The following is a 25,452-nucleotide window of genomic DNA, read 5'->3' as shown; positions in this document are numbered from 1 at the left end:
GGTGACCGTGACGACGATGACGAGGTTGCCGAGCCTGGTACCCCCACCCGTGGATCTGCCGGAGCGCGTCGCGGCGCTGCGGGCCGACGTCCGCGCCTTCCTCGCCGAGGAACGCGCGGCCGGGGCCTGGCATCCGCGCGCGGACGTCTGGCTCACCGGCTGGGACGAGCGCTTCTCCAAGGAGCTGGCCCGCCGCGGCTGGCTGGGCATGACCATCCCGACCGAGTACGGCGGCCACGGGCGGGGTGCACTCGACCGGTACGTCGTCACCGAGGAGTTGCTGGCCGCGGGCGCGCCCGTCGCGGCGCACTGGGTGGCGGACCGGCAGATCGGGCCGTCGCTCATGCGCTTCGGCACCGAGGAGCAGCGGCAGAAGTTCCTGCCGGGCATCGCGGCCGGCGAGGTGTACTTCGGCATCGGCATGTCCGAGCCGGACTCGGGCTCGGACCTCGCGTCCGTGCGGTCGAAGGCGGACAAGGTCGACGGCGGCTGGGAGCTCACCGGCCGCAAGGTCTGGACGTCCGGGGCGCACCACGCGCACGCGTTCTTCGCGCTGGTCCGGACCGCGCCGAAGGACGACACGAACCGGCACGCCGGGCTGTCCCAGCTGATCGTCGAGCTGAACTCGCCCGGCGTGGAGATCCGGCCGATCCCGCTGCTCACCGGCGCGCACCACTTCAACGAGGTGGTCTTCGACAAGGTCTTCATCCCGGACTCGATGGTCCTCGGCGAGGTCGGCCAGGGCTGGCACCAGGTGACGTCGGAGCTGGCGTTCGAGCGGTCCGGCCCGGAGCGGTTCCTGTCCACGTACCCGCTGCTCGCGGCGCTCGTCGGGGAGATCGGGCGGACGGAGCTCGACGCCGGGCGGCGCCGGGACCTGGGCGGGCTGGTCTCCCGGCTCTGGACCCTGCGGCGGATGTCGCTGGCGATCGCGGGGGCGCTGGAGTCCGGCGCCGCACCGGAGCTCGCCGCGGCGGTGGTCAAGGACCTGGGGACGAGGTTCGAGAACGAGGTGATCGACGCGGCACGGCTGCTGCTGTCGATCCCGCCGGACCCGGGGGCCGACCACGGGTACGCGCGGCTGCTGGCGGACGCGGTGCTGCAGTCCCCGGGCTTCACGCTCCGGGGTGGGACGAACGAGATCCTTCGCGGGATCGTGGCGCGAGGGCTGGGACTTCGATGAGTGAGCTTCAGGACCTGGCCGAGTCCGTCTTCTCGGACGCCTGGGACAACACCGCCACCGGCTTCGACTCCGAGCTGTGGAAGACCTGCGAGCAGACCGGGATCGCCCGGCTGACGCTGCCCGAGGCCGCCGGGGGCAGCGAGGGCTCCCTGACCGACGCCGCCGCCGTCCTCACGGCCGCGGGGACCTATGCGGCGCGCGTTCCGCTCGTCGAGACGGACCTCCTGGCCGGTTGGCTGCTGCACACCGCCGGGATCGAGGTCCCGCCCGGCCCGCTGACCGCCGTCGTGGCCCCGGACCTGCGGGTGCAGCGGACGGCGAGCGGCGCGACCGTCTCGGGAACGCTGCCGAAGGTGCCGTGGGCGCGGTCCGCCGCCGGGATCGTCGTGCTGGTGGGCGAGCAGGTGGTGCTGCTCGACCCCGCGTCGGTGGCGATCACCGAGGGCGCGAACCTGGCCGAGGAGCCGCGTGACGACGTCGTGCTGAACGACGTCACGGTGGCCGCCGCTTCGATCGCGGACGCGCCCGCGCAGGTGGCCGTCGAGTTCCCGCTCCGGGCGGCGCTCGGTCGGTCCCTGCTGCTGGCCGGGGCCGCGCGCGCGGCGCTGGCGATGGCCGTCAAGTACGCGGGGGAGCGGGTCCAGTTCGGCCGCCCGATCGGGAAGCTGCAGGCCATCCAGCAGCAGCTCGCCCTGGCCGGCGCGGAGGTCGCGGCCGCCGCCGCGGCGTCCGAGGCGGCGGCGCGGGCGGCGGGGGCGGACGGCTTCGACTCGCCGGCGACCGGGTTCGCGATCGCCGCGGCCAAGGCGCGGTGCAGCGAGGCGGCGGCCGTCGTCGCGCGGATCACGCACCAGGTGCACGGCGCGATCGGCTTCACCCGCGAACACGACCTCAGGCTGGCGACCACCCGGCTCTGGGCCTGGCGGGACGAGGACGGCTCGGACTCGTTCTGGAACGACCGGATCGGCGCGCGGGTGCTCGAGGCGGGCGCGGACGGGCTCTGGCCGCTCGTGACCGGTACCCCCTGACACCCTCGGATCCGCACGAGCGGCACTTTCGTGCAGACCTGGCGCACGAAAGTGCCGCTCGTGCATCTCAGGAGGTGGGGATCTTCCGGAAGTCCCAGCTGCTGATCTTCTCCGGGGTGAGGCGGAGCCAGGCGTGGCGGCCGTCGATCACGACATGGCCGCCGGTGTACTTGTCCGCGAACGCCTGCTCGACCGCCTCGAGCTTCCGGGTTCGGCTCGCCGGTGCGCGGCACCTCGCCGACGATCTCCACCCGGCCGCGCAGCTCCACGCCCCGCAGCTCGGTGTAGGCGTCCCCGTCGTCCACCACGACCGCGATCCGCGGGTCCTTCTCGAGGTCCTTCCACCGCTGGCTCCGCGACAGCGAGGTGAGCCAGAGCGACGTGCCGTCCCAGTGGAACCAGAGCGGGGTCGCGTGCGGCCCGTTCGTGCCGTTGGTCGCGACGCGGCAGACGTGCTGCTCGGCGAGGTAGCCGTCGAGCTCGTCGGTGGTCATCGCGATGGCCCGGCCGCGGCGCTGGGTCTTCGGTGCGGTCATGATCTGCACGCTACCGGCCCGGGAATACCGCGACTCGGGCGTCCCTAGACCCCGACTCGGGCGTCCCTAGACCCCGACTCGCGCGTCCCTGGACCCCGACTCGCCGGGCCTGGATCTCGACCCCCCGCGAGTCGGGGTCTGGGTCCGCGCGAGTCGGGGCTACGGGCGTTCCGTGGCGCGGCGGGCGCCTTCGGCGAGGGCGCGGAACTTCTCCCGGACGACGGTGGGGTGCACCTCGGGGGAGAACGTCGCCCGGGAGGAGAAGCCGCAGTCCGCGCCCGCGATCACGTTCTCCCGGCCGACCAGGTCCACGTAGCGGCGCAGCGTGTCCGCGATCAGGTCCGGGTGCTCGACGTAGTTGCTCGCGTGGCCCAGCAGCCCCGGGATGAGGATCTTGCCGTCGGGCAGGACCAGGTCCTCCCAGACGCGCCACTCGTGCTGGTGGCGGGGGTTCGCGACCTCGAACGAGTACGCCCCGGCGTTGATCTTCAGCATGATCGGCGCGATCTCGCGGAACTCCAGGTCGTGGATCCGCGGGCCGTGGTTGAGGCCGTAGCAGGTGTGCAGCCGGATCTTCTCCTCCGGGATCCCGCGCAGCGCGTGGTTCAGGATCTCGACATGCTGCTCGGCGTCCCGCCGCCGCTGTTCCGGCGTGGTCGACGGGTTCTCGGAGAGGTACTCGATCAGCCACGGGTCGTCGATCTGGAGCAGGAACCCCGCGTCGACGATCGCCAGGTACTCCTCGCGTAGCGCCTCGGCGACCGCCGTCAGGTACTCGGCGTAGGAGCCGTAGTACTCGTTGCGGCCGAATCCGCTGGGGCTCGTCGAAGGCAGGAACGCCTCCGTCTCGCGCCCGTCGAGGGCGGACCGCAGGTTCTCCACGTCGATGCGGAGCTGCTCGTGCCCGGCGTAGGAGACGGGCCCGGTGCAGACCATCGTCGTCATCGGGCTGACGGTCTCCTTGTACTTGCCGAGGTAGCCGGCGTAGTACTCGGGGAACGCGTCGATCTCCACCTGCCAGGACGGCGGCATCAGCTTCTCCCCGCTGGAGGCGGAGAAGCCGGCGAGCCGGTCCTTCACGTAGGTCAGGAAGCTGACCTTGCTCATCTCGCCGTCGGTCACGACGTCCAGGCCGTCGTCGAGCTGTCCCCGCACGACGTCGGCGACGGCCGTGGTGACCCGCTTGGCGTACGCGTCGGCGTCGTAGGGCCGGCCGTGCTCCTTCTCCCGCATGATCTCGAGGAGGTCGTGCGGCCGGGCCAGGCTGCCGACGTGGGTGGTCAGGATCCGCTCCGTGCTGCGCCGCATGGTTCCGGGACGCTAGGAGCGGCCCGGGCCGGCGGGTAGGTCGCCGTTCCGCCCCGGCGAACGTCCTGGGGAGATCCGTCGGGATGATCGGTCCCATGACCGGCGCGCTCGAGGCCTTCCTCGCGGACCGCACCAGGGCGACGCCGTACCTCGTCCTGGACCTCGACGTCGTCGCGGACCGGTACACCCGCCTCGCCGCCGCCTTCCCCGAGGCCCGCCTGCTCTACGCCGTGAAGGCCTGCCCGGAGCCCGCCGTGCTGCGCCTGCTGGCCCGCCTGGGCACGGGCTTCGACGTCGCGAGCCCCGCGGAGATCGACCTCTGCCTGGACGCGGGCGCCTCGCCGGGCAGCCTCTGCCACGGCAACCCGGTCCGTGCCCCGGGCGCCGTCGCGGCCGCCCACGCCGCGGGCGTGCGGCGGTTCGTCACGGACTCCGCCGAGGACCTGGCGGACCACCTCCCGGGCACGTCCGTGCTGGTCCGGATCCTGGTCGACGACCGGGGCTCGGCCACGCCGTTCTTCGGCAAGTTCGGCGCCGCACCCGCCGAGGCCGTCCGGCTGCTCCGCGCCGCGGCCGCCCGCGGCCTCGACCCGGGCCTCACGTTCCACGTCGGCTCGCAGCAGTCCCGTCCGGAGGCCTACCGGGACGCGGTGCGGGTCGCCCTGCGCGCGGCGGGCAAGGCCGGGCTCGCCCATCCGGCCCTGGACGTCGGCGGTGGGATCCCCGTGCCCTACCGGGCGCCGGTGCCGGCGCCGGAGGAGTTCGCCGACGCCGTCCGGGACGGGATCTCCGGCGCCCGGGCCGCAGGGGACGTCGACGGTGCGGACGTGCTGCTCGAGCCGGGGCGCGCGCTCGTCGCCGAGGCCGGGGTCCTGCGGACGACCGCGCTGCGGGTCTCCCGCCGCCCGGGGGTCGACCATCGCCGGTGGGTCTACCTCGACGCGGGCCGCTACCAGGGTCTGGCCGAGACCGAGGGCGAGTACATCGCCTACCCGCTGCGGGTCCCCGGCCGCGGGGGCGCATCCGGCCCGGTCGTCCTCGCCGGCCCCACCTGCGACGGCGACGACGTGCTCTACCGCCGCACCCCGTACGCCCTGCCCGGCGACCTGCGCGCCGGGGACCACGTCGACCTGCTGCACGCGGGCGCCTACACCGCGAGCTACGCCTCCGTCGGCTTCAACGGCTTCCCGCCCCTGCCCGTCCATGTGGTGGGCACGCCGTAGCGTCCCCGCCGTGGATTCCCAGACCCCGCGTCCCGTCGGCCGGCACGTCCTCGCCGAGCTGGGCGGGATTCCCTCCACGTCCTCGACGACGCCGACGCGCTCGGCGCGACCCTGCGGACGGTCCTGACCGCCGCCGGTGCTCGGGTGCTGCAGGTCGTGGCCGAGCGGTTCGCGCCGCAGGGCGTCACCGTCGTCGCGCTGCTGGCCGAGTCGCACGCCTCCCTGCACACCTGGCCGGGCTCGGCACCGCGCACGTCGACGTGTTCACCTGCGGGGACTCGGCCGACCCGGTCGAGGCGGCGCGGGCGCTGGCCGCCGCGCTGAAGGCAGGGACGATCTCACTCGAGGTCGTCGAGCGCGGGGGTCCGCCCCGGTCCGTGGTCGAGCCGCTGTCGCCCGGCCTCACCCGGCGCTGGGAGCTCGGCCGGGTCCACGCCGACGCGCGGACCGCCTACCAGCACGTCCTCGTCGCGGACACGACCCACGGCGTCACCCTCTTCTGCGACGACGAGCGGCAGAGCGCCGAGAGCACGCAGCTGACCTACCACGAGGCCCTCTACCTGCCCGCCGCCCTGCTGGCCGCCCGGCGCGAGCGGGTGCTGGTCATCGGGTCGAGCGAGGGCGTCGTGTCCGAGATGGCGGTGGCGGCGGGCGCGACGCACGTGGAGCACGTGGACATCGACGCCGAGTGCGTGCGGATCTGCGCCGAGCACCTGCCCTACGGCTACACCCCGGCTTCCCTCGCGGCCGCCGAGCGCGGCGACGGCCCCGTCCGGCTGCACTACGCGGACGGCCACGCGTTCGTGCACGGGACGGACGAGCGCTGGGACGTGATCGTCGTCGACCTCCCGGACGAGCGCCCCGACGAGCCGGACGCCCAGATCAACCGGCTCTACGCCGCGGACTTCCTCGCCGCCTGTGCCGCCCGGCTCTCGGCCGGCGGCGTCGTGGTCTGCCAGGCCGGCAGCCCGGCGCTCTGGCGGGACGCGACGCTGCGCGCCGCCTGGGCGCGGTTTCACGACGTCTTCGGCGCGGGGCGGGTCGCGTACTACGGCAGCGACGAGCACGAGTGGGCGTTCCTCGTCGGTGCCCACCGACCGCTCGACGCCGCGGCGGCTACGGCTGCCGATGCGCTAGGGGGGTTGCGGACGCGCCCGGCGACGATCGACGGCCCCGCGCTGCGGGCCAGGATGACGCCGCCCGTGGCACTTCGCCGCAGCGCGGAGCGGGGACCAGCATCGTTAGGCCGTACGGGTGGTCGTCAACTCGACCGGCGGCCCGTTTCGTCCGATTGATTCGGTTACCGTTCATCGACAGTTCGTCACGAGGCCACCGACCAGGGGTTGCTAGATTCCGCCACGTGCAGGTGGAGGAACGGGCCCCGGGGGTGCCCACGGCATCCTCGGCGCGACCCGGATGGCTTCGTGGTTGGAGTGCGCCCGCGCACCGCGACGGGATGGCGCTGATCCTCAGCACCGTCCTGACGTCCGCGGTCGGGCTCGTCTACTGGGTGATCGGCGCGCGGCTGTTCCCGCCGGAGACCCTGGGCGTCAACCAGGCCGCGCTGTCCGCGGTGATGCTGCTCGGCGGTGTGGCGCACCTGAACATGACCTACGCGCTGCTGCGGTTCGTCCCGGTCGCGGGCCGGGCCGGGCGCCGCCTGGTGGTGGGCGGGTACCTCGTCGCCGGCGTCCTCGCCTCGCTGGTCGGCGGGGTGTTCGCCCTCGGCGCGCGGATCTGGGCGCCGGAGATGCTCGAGGCCGTCTCGCAGGAGGCGCTGCTCGCCTTCTTCATGATCGCGACGCCGGTCTGGTCGCTGTTCGTGGTCCAGGACTACGTCCTGACCGGCATCCGCAAGGCCAAGGTCGTCCCGCTGGAGAACGCGATCTTCGCGGTGCTCAAGGTCGGGCTGCTGCTCGCTTCGCTGGCCGCGACGGTCCAGGGCGGGATCGCGGTGTCCTGGATGGTCGGTACCGCGCTGATCGTGCTCGGGGTGAACGTCTGGCTGCTGTTCCGGGCGCTGCCGCGCTTCGGCCGCGAGCACGAGGACGCGGCCGTCCCGATCACCCTCGGCGCCATCGGCCGGTTCGTCCGGGCGGACTATGCGGGCTCGGTGTTCCAGCAGGCCGCGATGCTCGGCCTGCCGGTCCTGGTGCTCGCCCGGCTCGGCGCCGAGGCCAGCGCCGCCTACGGGATCGTGTGGCAGATCGGGCAGACGCTGTTCCTGATCTCGTCGAGCATGAACCAGTCGATGGTCGCGCACAGCGCGTCGGACCCGGGGGGCGTCGAGAAGGCCCGCCGCGCGATGATCCGCAAGTCGCTCACGCTCGTCGTGCCCGCGGCGGTCGTGCTGGTGGTCGGCGGGCGGCTGATCCTCTCGGTGTTCGGCGAGCACTACGCGAACACCGGGACGGCGGCGCTCGCGCTCACCGCGCTGGCCGCGATCCCGAACGTCGTGAACTCCTCGACGATCAGCGCGGCCCGGGTGCGGCAGCGGATGGGCATCCTGTTCGCCGTCCCGGCGGCCATCGCGATGATCGTGCTCGTCACGGCCTGGCTGCTCATGCCGATCCTCGGCATCACCGGCGTGGGGATCGGTTGGCTGCTCGGGCACTCGGTCGTGGCCGTCATCATCCTGATCGCCAAGGCGCCGTGGCTGCCGCCGCTGCTCGGCACCCGGGTGGACGCGATGCGCACCGCCGCCCTGCTGCGCCGCGTCGGCGGTCCGGCGGCGCAGCTGAGCCGGGGAAGCGGATCTCCCGTACGACGAGCCGTGGGTCGTGCACGGCACCCTGGCCGGCGGTTCGGAGTCCGTCGTCGCCGGCATCGGCCCGCAGGACGGCCCGGACGCCCTGCTCAAGGCGTGCGACACGGACCGCAGCCGGCGCGCCCTGCAGTGGCAGACGGAGGTCCTCGGCGAGCTGCACGACGACCCGCGGATCCGGCACTGGGCCGGGCTGCTCCCGTCGGTGCTCGGGGTTGGCGACATCGGCGGCAGCTACTGCGTGATCGAGACCCGGATGCCCGGCGGGAGCTCGGTCAAAGCCCTGCAGGACCCCGCCCGGGCCCGGGTGCTGGCGGCCAGCGCGATCAGCACCATCAGCGAGTTCCACCGCTGCACCGGTGAGCTGCGCACGGTCGGCGACGTGGAGCTGACGGCCTGGGTGCACGGCCCGATGGCCCACGTCGTCGAGGCGGTGCCGCGCGCCTTCCACGCGGAAGCCCGCGCCCTGGCCGACGAGCTGGACGCCCGGCTCCGGGGCAAGGTCGTCGCGGTGGGCTGGGTCCACGGCGACTTCGGTCCGGTGAACATGCTCGCCGCGGACGACGGCCAGCTCTCCGCGATCATCGACTGGTGCGACGCCCAGCGCGAGGGCTTCCAGGTCCTCGACGCCGTCACGTTCATGGAGCTCCGCGCGGTGCAGGGGGACGGCCAGGAGCTGGGCCCGCTGCTGCTGCGCTGGCTGGCCGAGACTCCGCCGCACGAGTTCGACCTGATGCGCCGGCTGCAGCGGGCGCTGGGCGGGGACGTCCTGGACCCGCGGATACTGCTCGTCCTGGCCTGGTTGCAGCACGTCGCGCAGGTCGCGACGAAGAGCACGCAGAGCGTCGCGAACCCGGTGTGGAACCGGCGGAACCTGCGGATCCCGCTGCGCGGCCTGCTGTCCCTGCTGGGCGAGCGCGAAACCCCCGACGGCCATGTTTCACCCGGTCGGTGGACGCACCCTCTGCCCGACCCGGCTCGTTGAGCTGAACGGCCGAGCCGGTCGGCCCGTTCGTCCCCCCGGAGGGTGCTCGTGAGCCGTTCCGCCCGCGCCATGGTTCGTCGCGTCGCGGCCCGTGTCGGGATCGTCGGGACGACCGCGCTCGCCGCGCTCGTCACCGCCGCCGTGGCCCCGGCGAGCGCGACCACGGAGATCACCGGGCCGGACCGCTACGTCGCCCTCGGGGACTCCTACACCGCGGGGCCGCTCATCCCGGTGCAGTCCGGACAGCCCGCCGGCTGCCTCCGCTCCACGGCCAACTACCCGTCGCTGGTGGCGCGGTCGCTGCAGGCCGGAACGTTCGTCGACGTCAGCTGCAGCGGCGCCACGACCACGGACCTCACGGCCCCGCAGAACGTCTCGCCGGGCCCGAACCCGCCGCAGCTCGACGCCCTGACCGGCGCCGAGGACCTGGTGACGCTGGGGATCGGCGGCAACGACATCGGCTTCGCGTCGATCATCGGCGACTGTGCCGCCCGTTCTCCGCTCGCGCCGTTCGGGTCCGCCTGCAAGGACTACTACACCGCGGGCGGCACGGACCAGCTCGCCGCCCGCATCGACGGGGTGAGCGCGAAGATCGCGGACGCTCTCGACGAGATCGCGGACCGATCCCCGCACGCGCGCGTCGCGCTCATCGGCTACCCGGCGATCCTCCCGGACCAGGGTCCCGGCTGCTTCCCGATCGTGCCGTTCAGCGCGGGGGACGTGGCGTACCTGCGCGGCGTCGAGAAGGCCCTCAACGCCATGCTCGAGCGCGAGGCCGACGACGCCGGCGTCACCTACGTCGACACCTACACGCCCACGATCGGCCACGACATCTGCCAGCTCCCCGGCACGAAGTGGGTCGAGGGCCTGGTGCCGACCGCCCCCGCCGCGCCGGTGCACCCGAACGCACAGGGCATGAAGGCGATCGCCGCGACCGTGCTCGCGGACCTGACGGGTCGCGCCGCCGCGGCCTGATCCCCGCGGACCCGGCGGCCCGGTTCAGGCCGGCAGTTCCGCCTGCGGGGCGGTGTCGACCGGGCCCTCCTTCTCGTCGTAGCCGTCGACCACCCGGGCGTCCATCGGGAACCGCACGGGGGAGTCCCCGAACAGCCGGCGCCCGGCCGTCGCGGCGGCGGTGCGGACGGCGGCCGCGGTTTCCTCGGCGACCTCGTCCGGGCAGTGCAGCAGCACCTCGTCGTGCTGGAAGAACACCAGCTCGGCCGGACTCGCGGCCCGGCGCAGCGCGCTGCGCAGCTCCGCGAGGAGGACCAGCGCCCACTCGGCCGCCGTCGCCTGGACCACGAAGTTCCGGGTGAACCGGCCGCGGGCCCGCGCGGCGGCGGGCTGCTCGTCCCCGGGCCGCGCGGCCGGTGAGGTGCGGCCCAGCCAGGAGCGGACGAGCCTGCCCTCCTCCCCGGCCCGCGCGGCGTCCTCGACGAACGCCACCGCGGCGGGGAACCGGCGCCGCAGCGTCCCGAGGAGCACCCCGGCCCCGCCGGACGTCTGCCCGTAGATCGCGGACAGCAGGGCGAGCTTCGCGCGGGCCCGGTCGCCGTCGAAGAGGTCCTCGGCCAGGCCCGCGTAGAGGTCGGTGTCGTGGCCCCCGGCCCGGGCCAGACCGGTGTCCCCGGCCATCGCGGCCAGGATCCGCGGTTCGAGCTGGCTGGCGTCCGCGACGACGAGCCGGTGCCCCGGATCGGCGCGCACGGCCGCCCGCACGGCCCGCGGGATCTGCAGCGCTCCGCCGCCGCGGGTGGCCCAGCGGCCGGACACGACGCCGCCGACGACGTACTCGGGCCGGAACCGGCCGTCGCGCACCCAGGTCCGCAGCCACGTCCAGCCGTTCGCGGTGTGGAGCCGGGAGAAGCTCCTTGTACGCGAGCAGCGGCGCGACGGCGGGATGGTCGATGCGCTTGATCAGCCAGGACCGGGTGGACTCCAGCTCGTGCCCGGCCCGGCCGAAGGCGCGCAGCACTTCGGCCGGGGAGTCCGGGTTGACCTCGCGGCCGAACGCGAGGGAGATCTCCTCGTTCAGCTCGACCAGCCGGGCCGGGCGGCCGAACCCGGTGGGGCGGGGACCGAGCTGGTCGGTGAGCAACCGGTCGTGCACGTCCTCGCGCCAGGGCAGGCCGGCGGCCCGCATCTCCTCCGCGACGATCCCGCCCGCGGACTCCGCGGCGGCCAGCAGCCGGAACCGGGCGTCGTGCGCCGCGAGCCTGCGCTGCTGCTCGGCGTGCACGGCGACGAGCGTGCCCAACGGATCCGGGTCGGCCTCCCGCGGGGCGGGGGCGAAGAGCGCGGGCCGCTCGTCGTCCCCGTCGGGGGCGGGGTCCGGCTCCGGTTCGCGCCCGGCGAGCCGGGCGGCCGCGGCGGCGATCCCGCGCGGTGCCCCGAACCTGCCGTCCGCGGCGACGAGCAGCCCCTCGACGAGCTCGACGTCGTGGCAGCGCGCCACCCGGCCGCCGGCGCCGAGCAGCCGCCGGTAGGTCCGGGTGTTGCGCCACACCCACCGCGGGGGCGTGGCGCCCTCCTCGACCAGCCGGACCGCGGCGGCCGCGTCGACCAACCGCTGCGGTTCCCCGAGCGGCGCCCCGGAGCCGTCGAGCCGCCGCAGCACCCCACCCGGGCCCTCGCCGTCGAGCACGAGGGCCACCCGCGCCGCGCTCACGCACACCTCCGGGTGCCCACGAACATGCCGGGACGTGTGCGTGGACCCGCGAACGTGGGCGTGGACGTCATACGCGGGCCCGGCCCAGGCGACCCAGGCGGTGGACCGGGAGACCGGCGAGGAGGCCGCGCTGCGGGATGCCGAGGATCTCCTCCGGCCCCGCGCCGACCGCGGCCAGGACGTCGTTCGCGGCGAGCACCCCGGACATCGACGCCCGCTCCATCAGCCCGGACACGTACGGCACCTCGACGAAGTCCCCGGCCACCCGGATCCCCGGCGTGTCCGTCCGCACCGCGGGGCGCGTCCCGGCGCTGCCGGGCGGGAACGCGGGCGCATTCGCCCCGAACTGCGTGTACTCGTGCACCACCCGGGCCCCGGCCACCTCGGGCCAGAGGGCCTCGAGCTCGGCGCGCATCCGGGCGCTCGCGGTGGCGGCGTCCGGGGCCCGCGACGCGTAGGAGTGCAGTTCGAGCACCGCGCCGCCGGTGCGCGCGGCCCACTCCGCCGAGGGCCGTTCGAGCCGCGAGTACAGCGTCACCGAGTCCAGCGTCGGCTCCCCGCTGACCGCGCTGAACACCGCCCGGTCCGGCCGGACGTCCCGGTCCAGCCACAGCCGGGTGACGGCGAACGGCGGCGCCACCCGCAGGCCGGCGCACTGCTCTGCGAGCCGCGAGGAGACGTCCGGCGAGGCGCCGACCAGCGACCGGAGGTTCCCCGGATCCAGGGCGAGGACCACGTGCTCGGCCTCGACCCCGGCCACCCGCCAGCCGCCGTCCACCCGTTCCAGGCTCTCCGCGCGGACGCCGGTCCGGATCTGCCCGCCGTGCGCCTCGAGGTGGGCCGCCAGGGGCTCCCAGATGCAGGTCAGGTGATCCTCGGACGGCGAGTCGAAGCCGATCCCCTCCGGGTTGCCGAGGAAGTAGTAGTGGAACATCGCCACCAGCTCACCGGCGGAGAGCTCCTCCTCGGCGCAGAAGAACGAGCGGGCGAACGCCTGGAAGAGCATCTGCCGGGCCCGCTCCGAGACGCCGAGCCGGGCCAGGAAGGCCGTCGCGCTCACGTCGTCGAACAGCTCCCGGGTGCGGTCCGCCTCGTGCGCGAGGAGGGCGAACCCGGCGCCCGCGTCCGCCCCGGCGATCTCGCGCAGCCGGAGGCTGGGGGAGCGGGCGAACAGCGCGAGCAGGTTGAGCGGGGGTGCCTTGGGCAGGTTCCCGAGGTCCTCCGCGGGCCAGCGCCGGGAGATCACGGGATAGCCGTCGACAGGCCGGAGGAACCCGAGGAGCGGATCCGCGCGGCGCAGGATCGCCCGCCACGTGTAGTAGTGCCGGAAGAAGGCGTGGAACCCGTGCTCGACGTTCTGGGTCGTGCCGTCCGGCAGGGTGTGCGGCCACGACCCGAGCCGCCCGCCCAGCGTGTCCGCCGCCTCCAGCAGCGTCACGGCGACCCCGCGCTCGGCCAGCACCACGGCGGCGCTGATCCCGGCCACCCCGCCCCCGACGACGACGACCCGCGTCCCCGCCGGCGCCGATCGGGTCTGCGGCGGTCCGGCCGGGACGAGCACCCGTGGGCGCCGGCGCAACGGATGGGCGCGCGCGGCGAGGGGATCGGTCACGGGAGCGAGCCTAGGGAAGGGGTACGACAGTAACCGGAAGGCGGGTCCCCGGCGACGGGGTTGCCCGAACCAGGACGAGGACGAGAAGGAGTGCGGACATGGCGGTGGCACCGGGGCGGTACGGGATCTGGGCGGTGCGGGACCAGCTGACCCCCGAGCTGGCGGCGCGGATCGAGCAGCTGGGGTACGGGGCGATCTGGATCGGGAGCGCGCCGCCGGACCTGCGGCTCGCCGAGTCCCTGCTCGGCGCGACCGAGCGCGTCGTGGTCGCCACCGGCATCGTCAACATGTGGAGCTCGTCCGCCTCGGAGGTCGCGGCGTCCTACGCGCGGGTCGCCGGGCGCTACCCGGGCCGGTTCCTGCTGGGCGTCGGCATCGGGCACCCGGAGGCCACGGGGGAGTACCGCAACCCCTACGCGACGATCGTCTCCTACCTCGACGAGCTCGACGCCGGTGGCGTCCCGGTCGAGGGCCGGGTGCTCGCGGCCCTCGGGCCGAAGGTCCTCGCCCTCGCCCGGGACCGCACGGCCGGGGCACACCCCTACCTGACGACCCCGCAGCACACCCGCGAGGCACGGGAGATCCTCGGCGCGGGCAAGCTGCTCGCGCCGGAACAGAAGGTCGTGCTGGACACGGACGTCCGGCGGGCGCGCGCCCTCGGCCGCGAGAAGGTGCGCAATCCGTACCTGAAGCTCTCGAACTACCGCAGGAACCTGCTGCGCCTCGGCTTCACCGAGGAGGACCTGGACACCGCCTCCGACGCCCTGGTGGACGCGCTGGTGATCCACGGGGACGCGGGCGCCGTCGCCGCCGGACTCACCGCGCACCTCGACGCCGGAGCGGACCACGTCTGCGCGCAGATCCTGGTGCGGGAGGAGGCGGAGTACGTCCCCGCCCTGACCGCCCTCGCGGCGTCCCTCGAGCTTCCGGCGGGTGTGATCAGCTGAAGGTCCGCGCGCACCGTGGGAGACTCCGGGACGTGCGCGTGCGGGCGTGGGCGGAGGAGCTCCGCACCCGGGTGACCGGGGTGGACCCCGGCTTGACCCGGTTGGCGCTGGCCGGCGTCGCGACCGCCTCTATGGTGCTCGCCGCCGGCGTGATGTCCGCGGTCCGGCTGCTCACCGGGCAGGCCGTCACGGTCGTCCTGTTCGCCGCGGTGCTGGCGATGATCAGCAACCTGGCGGTCAACGAGCCGGACCTCGGCCGCCGGCGGGTCACCACCGCGCTCATGCTGCTGCCCGCGGCCGGGTCGATCGCGCTGGGCACGCTGCTGGCCTCGAACCGGATCGTCGGGGACGTCGTGTTCGTCGCCGTCATGATGGCGGCGGTGTGGATCCGCCGCTACGGGCCGCGGGGGTTCGCCCTGGGCATGGCGATGTTCATGCCGTACTTCTTCACCCAGTTCCTGCAGGCCAAGCCGGCCCAGCTGCCGTGGCTGATGCTCGCGGCCGCGGTCGGGATCGGCTCGACGCTGCTGTTGCGGTGCTACCTGTTCGCGGAGGACCCGGACAAGGTCCTCCAGCGGCTGCTGCGGGCCTTCCGGGCGCACGTGCACGCCGTGACCACCGCGGTGATCGACGTGCTGGAGGCCCCGGCGGACGACCGGCGCGCCATCGAGGCCGCGCTGCGCGACGTCCACGACCGTCGGGTGCGGCTCAACGACACCGCGTTGCTGCTGGTCGACCGCCTGGAACGGCGCCGGGACGCCCGTGCCGACGACGAGGACACCCCCGACGACCCCGAGATCGAGCGCCTCGACGTCGACGTGCTGGACGTGGAGCTCGCCACCGAGCGCCTGGCCGTCTCGACCCGCCGCCTCGCCGACGACCCCGAACGCGAGGGCCCGCTGGACCCGGAGGTCCGCCGCCGGCTCGTCGCGGGCGTCCGCGGCATCGGCGCCGCGACGACCACCGGCACTCCCCCCGCGCTCCGCGAGGCCCTGCTCGCCGGGGCGCGGCGCAGCGTCACCCCGCTCACCGCCGAGAGCAGCGGCGAGCAGCGGGACCGCGCCCAGCGCGTCGCGTTCGCGGTGACCCGCCTCACGGACGCCCTGGACGCCGCGCGGGTCGCGGCGGACGTCGAGGTGCAGGCCGGGCACCGTGGGGCACCCACCGAGGAGCCCGAGGAGGCGGCGAAGGACCAGGACGACGGCCCGGACGACGACCCGGCCGACGACACGGACGGCACGGGCGACCGGGGCCTCGCGCTCACCACGCGCCAGGCGATCCAGGTGGGTGTCGCGACCAGCCTGGCCATCGTCGTCGGCGAGCTCGTGTCCCCGGCCCGCTGGTACTGGGCCGTCGTCGCCGCCTTCGTCATGTTCGCCGGTACGGCCAGCCGCGGCGACGTCCTCGCCCGCGGCTGGCAGCGCCTGGTCGGCACCGTCGGCGGCGTCGTCGCCGGGATGCTGCTGGCCTTCCTGGTCGGCGGGCACTTCGTCGTCACCCTCGTGCTGCTGTTCGTCTGCGTGTTCCTCGCGCTGTACCTGCTGCGGATCTCGCAGGGACTGATGGCGTTCTGGATCACCGCGGTGCTCGCGCTGCTCTACGGCCTGATCGGCCAGTTCAGCGTGGAGACCCTCGTCCTGCGGGTGGAGGAGACCGCCGTCGGCGGGGCGCTCGGCGCCCTGGCCGGGTTCCTGGTCCTGCCCAAGAAGACGCGCACGGCGTTCGTCGAGGCGTTCGACGACACGGTCGACGCGATCGACGACGTGCTGTGCGCGGCGGCGGACGCGATCACCGGCCGGCCCCCCGCGGCCCCGCCCGTCGAGCTCGCCCGGGAGATGGACGACCGGCTCGGCACCCTGCGGCAACGCGCGAAGCCGCTGGACAGCCCGCTGCCGTGGCGGCGCGGGAGGGGCGGCTACCAGCGGGCGGTCCGGGTGCTGACCGCCGTCGACCACTACGCCCGCGCGCTGGCCCGGCTCTCCGACCGCATCGTCGCGCCGGGCTGGGCGGTGACCCTGGACCCTGCGATGGACCGGGTGCGCGCGAACATCGACGGCCTCCGTGAGCTCTTCGACGGCGCCGAGGACCCGGCCGAGGTGAGGCCCGCCGAGCAGCTCGTCGACGCGGCTGACGCCTGGGCCGCACGGACGGACGATCCGTCCCTGCGGCCGGCCCTGCTCGCCGTCGTGCGGGTCCTGCGGCGGATCGACCAGATCGTCGTCCGGCTGGACCAGGACCTGCGCGGGAGCAGGGGCGAGGACGAGCTCGCGGTCAGTCCCGGGGGTGGGTCTGAGGCGCGGTGATCCCGCAGTGGGGACAGCGCTCCAGCGGCACCCGCGACGGTGTGTCTGGTGCCGTGCCGTCGGGTGCCGTGTCCCCCAGTGAGGGGGCGCCGCCCAGCGAGGTCCGCACCGCCACCGCCGAGACGATCGCGGCCAGCGCCAGCAGCCCCGCGCCGATCACGGTGGCCGTCCGGAAGCCCGCGTCGAACGTCGCCGGGTCCGTGTAGTCCGCGTTCCCGATCCCCGCGATCCCCGGGATGACGGCGACGGCCAGCAGCCCGGCTGCCCGGGCGACCGCGTTGTTCACCCCGGAAGCGGCTCCGGCGAAGCGGTCCGGCGCGGCATCCAGGACGGTCGCGGTGAGCGGCGCGACCGTCAGCGACAGCCCGGCGGCGAACACCAGGACCGCGGGCAGGACGTCGAGCAGCCAGGACGCGTTCGGCCCGATGCGGCGCATCAGCAGCATTCCGCTGGCGCTGATCAGCGGCCCGGCCGTCAGCGGGATCCGCGGGCCGATCCGCTGCGCGAGCGCGCCGGCCCGGGAGGAGAACAGCAGCATCACGAGGGTGATCGGCAGCAACCCGGCGCCGGCGAGCGCGGGCGGGAACCCGGCCACGATCTGCAGCTGCAGCACCAGGAGCAGGAACACGGCCCCGAGCGCCGCGTACACCAGCAGGGTGACGACGTTCGCCGCCGTGAACACGCGGCTCGAGAAGAGTGTGGGCGGGACGAGCGGGTGCGCCGACCGCCGCTCCACCAGCACGAACGCCACCAGCGCGGCGATCCCGACCGCGAGCAGGGCATAACCGGCCGCGGTGCCGTTGCCCCCGCCGATCTCGGTGAGCGACCACGTCAGCGCGCCCAGGCCCAGCACCGCCAGCACGGTCCCGGAGACGTCCAGGCCGGGCGCGGCCGCCGGGTCCTTGGACTCCGGGACGTGCTTGACCGCCACCACGATCACCAGCACCGCCAGCGGCAGGTTCAGCAGGAACACCGCCCGCCACGTCCATTCGACGAGCCAGCCGCCGAGGAACGGCCCGATCGCCCCGGAGATCCCACCCAGCCCGGACCACGCCCCGACGGCCGCTGCCCGGTCCGGCCCGTGGAAGGAGGCCGAGATGAGCGCCAGGCTGCCCGGTGTCAGCAGCGCCCCGCCGACGCCCTGCAGCATCCGAGCCGCGATCAGCAGCTCGATGTTCGGCGCCAGCCCGCAGGCCAGCGACGCGAGGGCGAACCAGACGACCCCGATCAGGAAGACCCGGCGCCGGCCGAACTGGTCGCCCAGCGAGCCGCCGAGCAGGATGAGCGAGGCGAGGGTCAGCGTGTAGCCGTTGACCGTCCACTGCAGGCCGGTGAACCCCGCGTGGAGCTCGGCGCCGATGTGCGCGAGCGCGACGTTGACGACCGTGCCGTCCAGCATCGCCATGCTGGAGCCGAGGACCGTGGTCAACAGGACCCACCGCCCGGCGGGGGTGCCCATCCGGACACCTTCCTGGACGTCCGCCATTCCGCCTCCCGACCCGCGACCGGCCCGGCCGCCTGACTCGCGGGGAGCGTACGTCTCGTAGCCTGCCCCTGGTGATCACGCCGTCGCGGGACGGTGAGAGGGAGGTCTACGAGCGTGACGAACGTGGTGGTCGGTGTCTCCGCGAGCGGGGTCGGGACGATCGAGCTGAACCGGCCGGACCAGCGCAACGCGCTGAACGTCGCGACCTGCCGGGAGCTCGTCGGGGCCGTCGAGGAGCTCCGCAAGGCGGAGGTCCGGGCGATCGTGGTGACGGGCCGGGGGAGCGCCTTCTGCTCGGGCGCGGACTTCGGCGAGGTGTACGGCGAGGGCTTCCGCGACGCCCTCTACGCCGCCCTGGGCGCCGTGCACACCGCGCCGATGCCCGTCGTCGCCGCGGTGAACGGGCCGGCGATCGGCGCCGGGACCCAGCTCGCGATCGCCTGCGACATCCGGGTCGCCGCCCCCGGCGCCGTGTTCGGGCTGCCGACCGCCCGGCTCGGGCTCGCGGTGGACCCGTGGACGATCCGCCGTCTCGAACAGATCGGTGGCGGCGGGACGGCGCGGGCCCTGCTGCTGGCCTGCGAGCAGATGGGCGCGGAGCTCGCGCACGCGCGCGGGCTGGCGGACCGGGTCGGCGAGCGCGCGGACGCCGAGGCGCTCGCCGCGGACCTCGCGACGATGGCGCCGCTGACCCTGGCCTACAACAAGCTCGTGCTGGACCGCGTCGACCTCCCCGAGGACGACGCCGAGCTGGCCGCCGCGTTCGAGAGCTGCTGGGCGAGCGAGGACATCGCGGAGGGGCGGCGGGCGCGGCTGGAGAAGCGCCGACCCTCGTTCACCGGCCGCTGACACCGCGAACGGAGCAATCGACGGCGGACCGTGACTCCCGGTCATCGGTCCGGCGCGGTGTTCCTGGGGGTGACCGTGGGAAACCACGCCTTCGGCTGAAGGTCGACCGATGGTCACAGATGGCGTCACTCGATCGGCGCGCGGTCGTTGACGTGCGTAGGAGCACCGATCCGGGGTGCGCCGACGACGATCGAGGAGCAGGCAGTGGGCGGGCACGCGCGGCAGGATCCGGTTCGCCCCGGCGGCGGGCGGCGCCGGGCGGTCGCCCTCGCAGGCCTGGCCGCGGGACTCGTCGTGGTGGCGGGGACGGTCCTCACCGGCGTCGGCACGGCCGCGCCCGGCGGCGACCCGGTCCCCACGACCTCCGCGGACGGACCCGGCCTGCTGCCCCTGACCAAGGCGCGCGCCGCCGGGTCGGGGCAGGCCGAGCCGCGCGGCTCCACGCCGAGCGGTACCGCCGCCCCCGCGCCCGTGCCCGCGCGCGTCCTCGGGACCCCGTGCACAGCCACCGCGCGGGCCTGCGTGGACCGGGACGGGCGCCGCGCCTGGCTGCTCGACGCCGGCGAGGTCGTCCGCGGCCCGGTCCTCGTGCAGACCGGTGACGACGAGGACCCGACGCCGCTCGGCACCTTCCGGGTCCAGTGGAAGGCCGAGCAGTACACGAGCCGCGAGTACCTGACCCAGATGCCGTACTCGGTCTTCTTCGCCGACGGCGGCATCGCCTTCCACGAGGGACGCCAGGACACCCCGTCCGCGGGCTGCGTGAAGCTCCTGCACGACGACGCCGTCACGTGGTTCGACCACCTGGCCGTCGGCGACGAGGTCCAGATCACGTAGAGGCCACCCCGATTCCTGGCGCCGGCCCCTTTCTACGCGGGGTAGAATCGCGCCGTGCCGAGTCTGGGTGAGTTGGAACGCGCCGTGATGGAGGTGCTGTGGGCCGCCGATCACGAGTTGACGGCCCGCGACGTCCAGGAGGCGCTCTGCGCGCGTGACCTGGCCACCACCACGGTGCTCACGGTTCTCGGTCGGCTGGAGCGCAAGCAGCTGGTGAACCGGACCCGCGACGGGCGTGCCCACCACTACCGCCCCACCGCCAGCCGCGAGGACCACGTCGCGGAGCTGATGAACGACGCGCTCGACGGCGCGCCGGACCGTGGGGCCGCGCTCGCGCGCTTCCTCGGGTCCATCCCGCAGGAGGAGCGCGCCCGTCTGCGCGACCTGCTGGACTAGCCCGCGGGCCGTACGGCGAGAATGTGCCGATGCCGTTCACCGCGCTCGGCCTGCTGGTGCTCGGCGTAGTCCTCGCCGAGCCGGTCAGTCGTGCGTTCTCCCGGGCGAGCTGGCCCCGTCGCGATCCGGTCGGCGCGTTGCTGATGTGGCAGGCCATCGGGCTGGCCGGCGGGCTGTCGCTGATCGGGTCCGGCTTGGTGTTCGGGCTGTCACCGCTGGGCGCGAACCTGGCCGAGGCGGTCCCGGTGCTGGTCCGGGAATGGTCCGTGGCCCGCTGGCCCGCGGGGCTGGACGTGGTGCACTTCGCGGCGCTCGCCGTGGCGGTGATCGTCGGAGGGCGGCTCCTGTGGGTGCTGACCACAGTGTCACTGCGGACCCTGCGGGCTCGCCGTCGCCACCGTGACCTCCTCGACGTGCTGGCCACACCCTGGCCGGACTCGCCCGGTACCCGGGTACTGGACCATCCGCTGCCCGTCGCCTACTGCCTGCCCGGGCGCAGCTCCCGGCTCGTCGTGTCGGCCGGGGTGCTGGAGGCGCTGGAGCCCGAGGGTGTCTGGGCCGTTCTCGCGCACGAACGTGCCCACCTGCGGGAACGGCACGACCTCGTCGTCCTGCCCTTCGTCGCGTGGGGGGCCACGGCGCCGTTCGTGCGGGGGATGGTGTGCGCGCAGCTCGCCGTCGCGGCCCTGATCGAGATGCGGGCGGACGACGTCGCGGCCTGCCGCTCCGAGCCGAACCAGCTCGTGGGCGCGCTGCGCACGGTCGGCGGGTCCGCGCCGGCCGCGGCGCTCACCTCGTTCACCGACGCCCTGGACGCCCGGATCGAGCGGATCAGCAGCCATCCCGCGGCGCTGTCCCGGCCCCGACGGGTGCTGGTCCGGCTGGGGGCGATCGCGCTGGTCGCGGTGCCGACGGTGCTGCTGCTCGCCCCGTGAAGCCTGGGTAACGCCGCGCGAACCGTCGGGATGCGGGCGTAGCGTCGTCCCCGTGCCAGTCACACCACCTTCCGACCTCCCCCGCACCCTCGGCGCGCTGCGCGCGTCCGGCCACGAGCTGCGGGGCGTCAAGACCGAGATCCGGGACAACCTCCTCACCGCGCTGCGCGCGGGCCGCGACGCCTGGCCGGGGATCGTGGGCTTCGAGTCCACCGTGCTCCCGCAGCTCGAGCGGGCACTCCTCGCCGGCCACGACCTGGTGCTGCTCGGCGAGCGCGGCCAGGGCAAGACCCGGCTGCTCCGCTCGATCGTCGGCCTGCTCGACGAGTGGACGCCGGTGATCGAGGGCTCGGAGCTGGGGGAGCACCCCTACGAGCCGATCGCGCCGGCCACGATCCGCCGCGCCGCCGAGCTGGGGGACGACCTGCCGGTCACCTGGAAGCACCGCTCGGCGCGGTACACCGAGAAGCTCGCCACCCCGGACACCGCCGTCGCGGACCTGATCGGCGACGTGGACCCGGTGAAGGTCGCCGAGGGGCGTTCCCTGGGCGACCCCGAGACGATCCACTTCGGCCTCGTCCCGCGGGCGCACCGCGGCGTCGTCGCGATCAACGAGCTGCCGGACCTGGCCGAACGCATCCAGGTCTCGCTGCTCAACGTCATGGAGGAGCGGGACATCCAGGTGCGCGGCTACACGCTGCGACTGCCCCTGGACATCCTGCTCGTCGCCTCCGCCAACCCGGAGGACTACACGAACCGCGGCCGGATCATCACGCCGCTGAAGGACCGCTTCGGCGCGGAGGTGCGCACGCACTACCCGCTGGAGGTGGCGGACGAGGTCGCCCTCGTCCAGCAGGAGGCCGAGCTCAACGCCGAGGTCCCGCGGCACCTGATCGAGGTCGTCGCGCGGTTCACCCGGCACCTGCGCGAGTCCAGCGCCGTCGACCAGGGGTCCGGGGTGTCCGCGCGGTTCGCCGTGGCCGCCGCCGAGACCGTCGCCGCCGCCGCGCTGCGCCGGGCCGCGATCACCGGGGAGGCCAGGGCGTTCGCGCGCCCGGTGGACCTGGAGGCCGTCCCCGCGGTGCTGCGCGGCAAGCTGGAGTTCGAGTCCGGCGAGGAGGGCCGCGAGGAGGAGATCCTCGAGCACCTGCTGCGCCGGGCCGTCGCGGACACCGCGCGGTTCGCGCTCCGCGGTGTCGACCTCTCGGAGCTCGCGGCCGAGGTCGCCACCCGGCCGGTCCGGACCGGCGAGCGGGTTCCGGCGGTCGAGGTCGTCGCGAAGCTGCCGCAGGTCGAGGCGCTGACCGAGGTCGCGAAGCGGCTGGACGCGGCCGGCACCGAGGACCCGGGCCCGATGGCCTCGGCCGCGGAGCTCGCGCTGGAGTACCTGTTCCTCACCCGCAAGCTGGCCAAGGACTCGGCCGACGACGGAGACACGGTGGAGTATGGCTGATCCCCGGCGCCGCAGGTTCCGGTACGCGTACGGCCCGTACCACGGCGGGCCGGATCCCCTGGCCCCGCCGTTCGACATCCGGGCGGCGATGGACGAGATCGGCCGGGACGTCATGGAGGGCTCCTCGCCGCGGCAGGCGATGCAGGAGTTGCTCCGCCGCGGCATGGAGAACAGGCGGGGTCTGGACGACCTGACCCGCGAGGTCTGGCAGCGCCGCCGGGACCTGCAGCGGGACAACCGGCTCGACGGCACGTTGCAGGAGGTCCGCGAACTCCTGCAACGTGCCCTCTCCGCCGAGCGCGAGGCCCTCGGCAACGAGGACAGCGACGACGCCCGCTTCCGCGAGATGCAGCTCGACGCGCTGCCGAACGACCCGGGCGGCGCCGTGCGCGAGCTGGGCGAGTACGACTGGCGCTCCGCCGACGCCCGCGAGGCCTACGAGGAGATCCGGGACCTGCTCGGCCGCGAGATGCTCGACCAGCGCTTCGAGGGCATGAAGCAGGCCATGCAGAACGCGACGCCCGAAGACGTCGAGCGCATCCGCGAGATGCTCGACGACCTCAACGCGCTGCTCGCGAACCACGCGCAGGGCCAGGACACCACCGAGCAGTTCTCTGAGTTCATGCGCAAGCACGGCGAGTTCTTCCCGGAGAACCCGCAGAACACCGACGAGCTGGCGGACCTCCTCGCCGCCCGCGCGGCGGCCGCCCAGCGGATGCTCAACTCGATGTCCGCCGAGCAGCGCGCCGAACTGGCGGAGCTGTCCCGGCAGGCGTTCGGGGACCCGCGGCTCGCGCAGTCCCTGGCCCAGCTCGACGCGCAGCTCCAGGGGCTGCGGCCGGGGGAGGACTGGGAGGGCTCCGGCCGGTTCCGCGGGGACAACCCGATGGGCATGGGCGAGGCCACCCGGGCCATGGAACAGCTCGGGCAGCTCGACGCCCTGGCCGAGCAGCTGGCCCAGAGCTACCCGGGCGCGAGGATCGAGGACGTCGACCTGGACGCCCTGACGGAGCTGCTCGGCGAGCAGGCCGCCGTCGACGCCCGGACGCTGGCCCAGCTGGAGCGGGAGCTACAGCGCCAGGGCCTGTTCGAGCGGGCCGCCGACGGCACGTTGCAGCTCTCCCCGAAGGCGCTGCGGCGGCTGGGGCAGTCGGTGCTGTCGGACGTGGTCGATCAGCTCTCGTCCCGACGCGGGGAACGAGAGACCCGGCGGTCCGGGGCGGCGGGCGAGGCGACCGGGGCGACCCGGCCGTGGGCGTTCGGGGACACCGAGGCCTGGTCCGTGCCGCGGACGCTGCTCAACGCGCAGCTCCGCAAGGCGGGTGGGGACCCGCGGAACCTGGACGTCACGGACGTCGAGGTGGTCGAGACCGAGCAGCGCACCCGCGCGGCGGTGGCGCTGCTCGTCGACACCTCCTGGTCGATGGTGGCGGAGGGGCGGTGGGTGCCGATGAAGCGCACCGCGCTGGCCCTGCACCAGCTGATCTCCACGAGGTTTCGCGGGGACGACCTGGCGCTGATCACCTTCGGCCGGCACGCGCGGTCCGTCGAGCTGGGCGAGCTGGTCGGGCTGGAGGGGGCGTACGCGCAGGGCACCAACCTGCACCACGCCCTGCTGCTGGCGGGGCGGCACCTGCGCCGGCACCCGGACGCGTTGCCGGTGGTCCTCGTCGTCACGGACGGGGAGCCGACCGCGCACCTCGAGCCGGACGGGGAGGCCTACTTCGACTACCCGCCCAGCCCGTACACGCTGCGGGCGACGGTGGGGGAGCTGGACAAGCTGGCCGGCATGAAGGCGAACTTCACCTTCTTCGTCCTGGGCGAGGACCCGAGGCTCGCGGCGTTCATGGACGACGTCGCGAAGCGCTGCGGGGGCAGGATCGTCACCCCGACCCTGGACGGCCTGGGCGCGGAGGTGGTGGCGGACTACCTCAGAACCCGCCGCACCTGACCTGCGTCAGGGAGCCACGACGCGATTCCCGGGACCCGAGAAGCGCGTTGTGGCTCCACGACGCGATGTTCATCGCTCTCGGAGGCGGGTGCTCGCGGCCTGGATCGTGTCGGCGAGGGCCTTCGCGGGGTCGGTCGGCACGCGGTGGCCGGTCGAGAGCACGAAGACGAACGAGCCCAGCTCCGGCAGCCGGCTGCTCGGCGGTATCGGCACCAGGCCCGCGGGGATCAGCGTCTCCGCGTGCGCGACGACGCCCAGCCCCGCGAGGGCGGCGGCGCGCAGGCCGCTGAGGCTCCCGCTCGTGCAGGCCATCCGCCACGGCCGGCCGTGCTCCTCCAGCGCGGCGATCGCCGCGGCCCGGGACAGGCTCGGCGGGGGATAGCTGACCAGCGGGACGGCGTCGTCCGGCCCGAGGTGGGCGAGGTCCGGTCCGCCCACCCAGACGAAGCGGTCCCGCCACACCGGGGTCCCGCCCGTCCGGCCGGGGGAGCGCTTGGCGAACAGCAGGTCGATCTCGCCGTGATCGACCAGCTGCTCGAGGTTCTCGCTCAGCCCGACCGTCAGCTCCAGGTCCACCCGCGGATGCCGGCGGCGGAACTCGGCGAGGATCGTCGGTAGCCGGGTCAGCACGAGGTCCTCGGAGACCCCGAACCGCAGCCGCCCGCGGACCTGCTCGCCGCCGAAGTGCGCCAGCGCCCGCTCCCCGGTGTCCAGGATCGTGCGCGCGAACTCCAGCATCGCCTCGCCGTCCGGGGTGAGGGCGACGGTGTGGGTGTCCCGCACCAGCAGCGGCCGCCCGGCGACGGTCTCCAGCTTGCGCACGTGCTGGCTCACGGTCGACTGCCGGATGCCCAGCTCGGCCGCGGCCCGGGTGAAGCTCAGCGCCCGCGCGACCGCGACGAACGAGCGCAGCTGCACCGGGTCGAGCACACCACTCATCATAGATCGCACTGACACTGATCGTGGTGCGTGCGTTTCCGAATCACCA

The 25,452-nt window shown here is 74.4% G+C and carries 21 protein-coding genes and 1 pseudogene; 16 read left to right on the top strand and 6 right to left on the bottom strand.

Features of this window, described 5'->3' with window-relative positions; translation table 11 throughout:
- The first annotated feature begins 16 nt into the window (after positions 1-16).
- Together WBK50_RS16005 and WBK50_RS16000 are read left to right on the top strand one after the other, a co-directional pair.
- Positions 17-1,183, top strand: a complete 1,167-nt coding sequence (locus tag WBK50_RS16005) for an acyl-CoA dehydrogenase family protein (RefSeq protein WP_297502458.1) — start codon at positions 17-19, stop codon at positions 1,181-1,183.
- Entirely contained in the window at positions 1,180-2,211 is a 1,032-nt protein-coding gene (locus WBK50_RS16000; protein WP_341336384.1) for an acyl-CoA dehydrogenase family protein, read from the top strand. Before WBK50_RS16005 ends, WBK50_RS16000 begins: the two co-directional genes overlap by 4 nt.
- A gap of 290 nt (positions 2,212-2,501) precedes the next feature.
- Here the strand turns inward: WBK50_RS16000 and WBK50_RS15995 are convergent.
- A pseudogene (locus tag WBK50_RS15995) lies at positions 2,502-2,705 on the bottom strand (pyridoxamine 5'-phosphate oxidase family protein); the annotation flags it as partial.
- Positions 2,706-2,906: 201 nt separating this feature from the next.
- Positions 2,907-4,055: a cobalamin-independent methionine synthase II family protein gene (locus tag WBK50_RS15990; protein ID WP_341336383.1), complete on the bottom strand. Its 1,149-nt coding sequence runs from the start codon at positions 4,053-4,055 to the stop codon at positions 2,907-2,909.
- 95 nt (positions 4,056-4,150) lie between these two features.
- Here WBK50_RS15990 and WBK50_RS15985 point away from each other — a divergent pair, with 95 nt between their 5' ends.
- The 5 genes from WBK50_RS15985 (at position 4,151) to WBK50_RS15965 (ending at position 10,002) form a co-directional block, all read left to right on the top strand.
- Entirely contained in the window at positions 4,151-5,278 is a 1,128-nt protein-coding gene (locus WBK50_RS15985; RefSeq protein ID WP_341336382.1) for a type III PLP-dependent enzyme, read from the top strand.
- A 111-nt stretch (positions 5,279-5,389) separates the two neighbouring features.
- Positions 5,390-5,602 (top strand): S-adenosylmethionine decarboxylase family protein, encoded by a 213-nt coding sequence (locus tag WBK50_RS35160; protein WP_445942366.1) that lies wholly within the window; start codon positions 5,390-5,392, stop codon positions 5,600-5,602.
- Positions 5,539-6,573 carry a spermidine synthase gene (locus WBK50_RS15975; protein ID WP_445942265.1) on the top strand — a complete coding sequence of 345 codons (1,035 nt, stop codon included), beginning with the start codon at positions 5,539-5,541 and terminating at the stop codon, positions 6,571-6,573. The genes WBK50_RS35160 and WBK50_RS15975 overlap by 64 nt, the downstream gene beginning before the upstream one ends.
- Before the next feature lie 1,485 nt (positions 6,574-8,058).
- Positions 8,059-9,027 (top strand): phosphotransferase family protein, encoded by a 969-nt coding sequence (locus WBK50_RS15970; RefSeq protein ID WP_341336381.1) that lies wholly within the window; start codon positions 8,059-8,061, stop codon positions 9,025-9,027.
- Between the two features lie 48 nt (positions 9,028-9,075).
- The gene (locus WBK50_RS15965; RefSeq protein ID WP_341336380.1) at positions 9,076-10,002 is read left to right on the top strand and encodes an SGNH/GDSL hydrolase family protein; all 927 of its coding nucleotides are present in this window, start codon (positions 9,076-9,078) and stop codon (positions 10,000-10,002) included.
- A gap of 24 nt (positions 10,003-10,026) precedes the next feature.
- Here the strand turns inward: WBK50_RS15965 and WBK50_RS15960 are convergent, their stop codons facing one another.
- Positions 10,027-10,845, bottom strand: a complete 819-nt coding sequence (locus WBK50_RS15960) for a bifunctional 3'-5' exonuclease/DNA polymerase (protein ID WP_341336379.1) — start codon at positions 10,843-10,845, stop codon at positions 10,027-10,029.
- 89 nt (positions 10,846-10,934) lie between these two features.
- Between WBK50_RS15960 and WBK50_RS15955 the strand changes: the two genes are divergently transcribed.
- The gene (locus WBK50_RS15955; RefSeq protein ID WP_341336378.1) at positions 10,935-11,513 is read left to right on the top strand and encodes a hypothetical protein; all 579 of its coding nucleotides are present in this window, start codon (positions 10,935-10,937) and stop codon (positions 11,511-11,513) included.
- 249 nt (positions 11,514-11,762) lie between these two features.
- Here the strand turns inward: WBK50_RS15955 and WBK50_RS15950 are convergent, their stop codons facing one another.
- Complete coding sequence (locus WBK50_RS15950) at positions 11,763-13,307, bottom strand: FAD-dependent oxidoreductase (RefSeq protein ID WP_341336377.1); 1,545 nt, start codon at positions 13,305-13,307, stop codon at positions 11,763-11,765.
- Positions 13,308-13,405: 98 nt separating this feature from the next.
- Between WBK50_RS15950 and WBK50_RS15945 the strand changes: the two genes are divergently transcribed.
- Both WBK50_RS15945 and WBK50_RS15940 read left to right on the top strand, forming a co-directional pair.
- Positions 13,406-14,254, top strand: coding sequence for an LLM class F420-dependent oxidoreductase (locus WBK50_RS15945; protein WP_341336376.1), 849 nt, complete (start codon positions 13,406-13,408; stop codon positions 14,252-14,254).
- Positions 14,255-14,286: 32 nt separating this feature from the next.
- Positions 14,287-16,557, top strand: coding sequence for an FUSC family protein (locus WBK50_RS15940; protein WP_341336375.1), 2,271 nt, complete (start codon positions 14,287-14,289; stop codon positions 16,555-16,557).
- On the opposite strand, the gene WBK50_RS15935 is transcribed toward WBK50_RS15940, so the two are convergent.
- Positions 16,526-18,016, bottom strand: coding sequence for an MFS transporter (locus WBK50_RS15935; RefSeq protein ID WP_341336374.1), 1,491 nt, complete (start codon positions 18,014-18,016; stop codon positions 16,526-16,528). The two genes, WBK50_RS15940 and WBK50_RS15935, sit on opposite strands and share 32 nt — an antisense overlap.
- 141 nt (positions 18,017-18,157) lie before the next feature.
- Between WBK50_RS15935 and WBK50_RS15930 the strand changes: the two genes are divergently transcribed.
- From WBK50_RS15930 to WBK50_RS15905, 6 genes are all read left to right on the top strand, one after another.
- Positions 18,158-18,892 (top strand): enoyl-CoA hydratase, encoded by a 735-nt coding sequence (locus WBK50_RS15930; RefSeq protein ID WP_341336373.1) that lies wholly within the window; start codon positions 18,158-18,160, stop codon positions 18,890-18,892.
- Between the two features lie 204 nt (positions 18,893-19,096).
- Complete coding sequence (locus tag WBK50_RS15925; protein WP_341336372.1) at positions 19,097-19,729, top strand: L,D-transpeptidase; 633 nt, start codon at positions 19,097-19,099, stop codon at positions 19,727-19,729.
- Positions 19,730-19,783: 54 nt separating this feature from the next.
- Complete coding sequence (locus WBK50_RS15920) at positions 19,784-20,125, top strand: BlaI/MecI/CopY family transcriptional regulator (protein WP_341336371.1); 342 nt, start codon at positions 19,784-19,786, stop codon at positions 20,123-20,125.
- 29 nt (positions 20,126-20,154) lie between these two features.
- The gene (locus WBK50_RS15915; RefSeq protein ID WP_341336370.1) at positions 20,155-21,060 is read left to right on the top strand and encodes a M56 family metallopeptidase; all 906 of its coding nucleotides are present in this window, start codon (positions 20,155-20,157) and stop codon (positions 21,058-21,060) included.
- Between the two features lie 52 nt (positions 21,061-21,112).
- Positions 21,113-22,513 carry an ATP-binding protein gene (locus WBK50_RS15910; RefSeq protein WP_341336369.1) on the top strand — a complete coding sequence of 467 codons (1,401 nt, stop codon included), beginning with the start codon at positions 21,113-21,115 and terminating at the stop codon, positions 22,511-22,513.
- Complete coding sequence (locus tag WBK50_RS15905; protein ID WP_341336368.1) at positions 22,506-24,464, top strand: VWA domain-containing protein; 1,959 nt, start codon at positions 22,506-22,508, stop codon at positions 24,462-24,464. Before WBK50_RS15910 ends, WBK50_RS15905 begins: the two co-directional genes overlap by 8 nt.
- Positions 24,465-24,533: 69 nt before the next feature.
- Here WBK50_RS15905 and WBK50_RS15900 read toward each other — a convergent pair whose 3' ends face one another.
- Positions 24,534-25,403, bottom strand: a complete 870-nt coding sequence (locus WBK50_RS15900; RefSeq protein ID WP_341336367.1) for a LysR family transcriptional regulator — start codon at positions 25,401-25,403, stop codon at positions 24,534-24,536.
- Positions 25,404-25,452: the final 49 nt, after the last annotated feature.

It is taken from the genome of Pseudonocardia sp. T1-2H, from assembly GCF_038039215.1.
GTDB lineage: Bacteria > Actinomycetota > Actinomycetes > Mycobacteriales > Pseudonocardiaceae > Pseudonocardia.
Note: the sequence above shows the minus strand (reverse complement) of the source record. Positions and strands in the feature narration are given on the sequence as shown.

Excerpts from the sequence above, each read along its gene's own strand:
- WBK50_RS15935 (WP_341336374.1), bottom strand. The coding sequence starts at position 18,016 with ATGGGCACCCCCGCCGGGCGGTGGGTCCTGTTGACCACGGTCCTCGGC.
- WBK50_RS16005 (WP_297502458.1), top strand. The coding sequence starts at position 17 with ATGACGAGGTTGCCGAGCCTGGTACCCCCACCCGTGGATCTGCCGGAG.
- WBK50_RS15985 (WP_341336382.1), top strand. The coding sequence starts at position 4,151 with ATGACCGGCGCGCTCGAGGCCTTCCTCGCGGACCGCACCAGGGCGACG.
- WBK50_RS15990 (WP_341336383.1), bottom strand. The coding sequence starts at position 4,055 with ATGCGGCGCAGCACGGAGCGGATCCTGACCACCCACGTCGGCAGCCTG.
- WBK50_RS15915 (WP_341336370.1), top strand. The coding sequence starts at position 20,155 with ATGCCGTTCACCGCGCTCGGCCTGCTGGTGCTCGGCGTAGTCCTCGCC.
- WBK50_RS16000 (WP_341336384.1), top strand. The coding sequence starts at position 1,180 with ATGAGTGAGCTTCAGGACCTGGCCGAGTCCGTCTTCTCGGACGCCTGG.
- WBK50_RS15945 (WP_341336376.1), top strand. The coding sequence starts at position 13,406 with ATGGCGGTGGCACCGGGGCGGTACGGGATCTGGGCGGTGCGGGACCAG.
- WBK50_RS15905 (WP_341336368.1), top strand. The coding sequence starts at position 22,506 with ATGGCTGATCCCCGGCGCCGCAGGTTCCGGTACGCGTACGGCCCGTAC.
- WBK50_RS15900 (WP_341336367.1), bottom strand. The coding sequence starts at position 25,403 with ATGAGTGGTGTGCTCGACCCGGTGCAGCTGCGCTCGTTCGTCGCGGTC.
- WBK50_RS15955 (WP_341336378.1), top strand. The coding sequence starts at position 10,935 with ATGCGCTTGATCAGCCAGGACCGGGTGGACTCCAGCTCGTGCCCGGCC.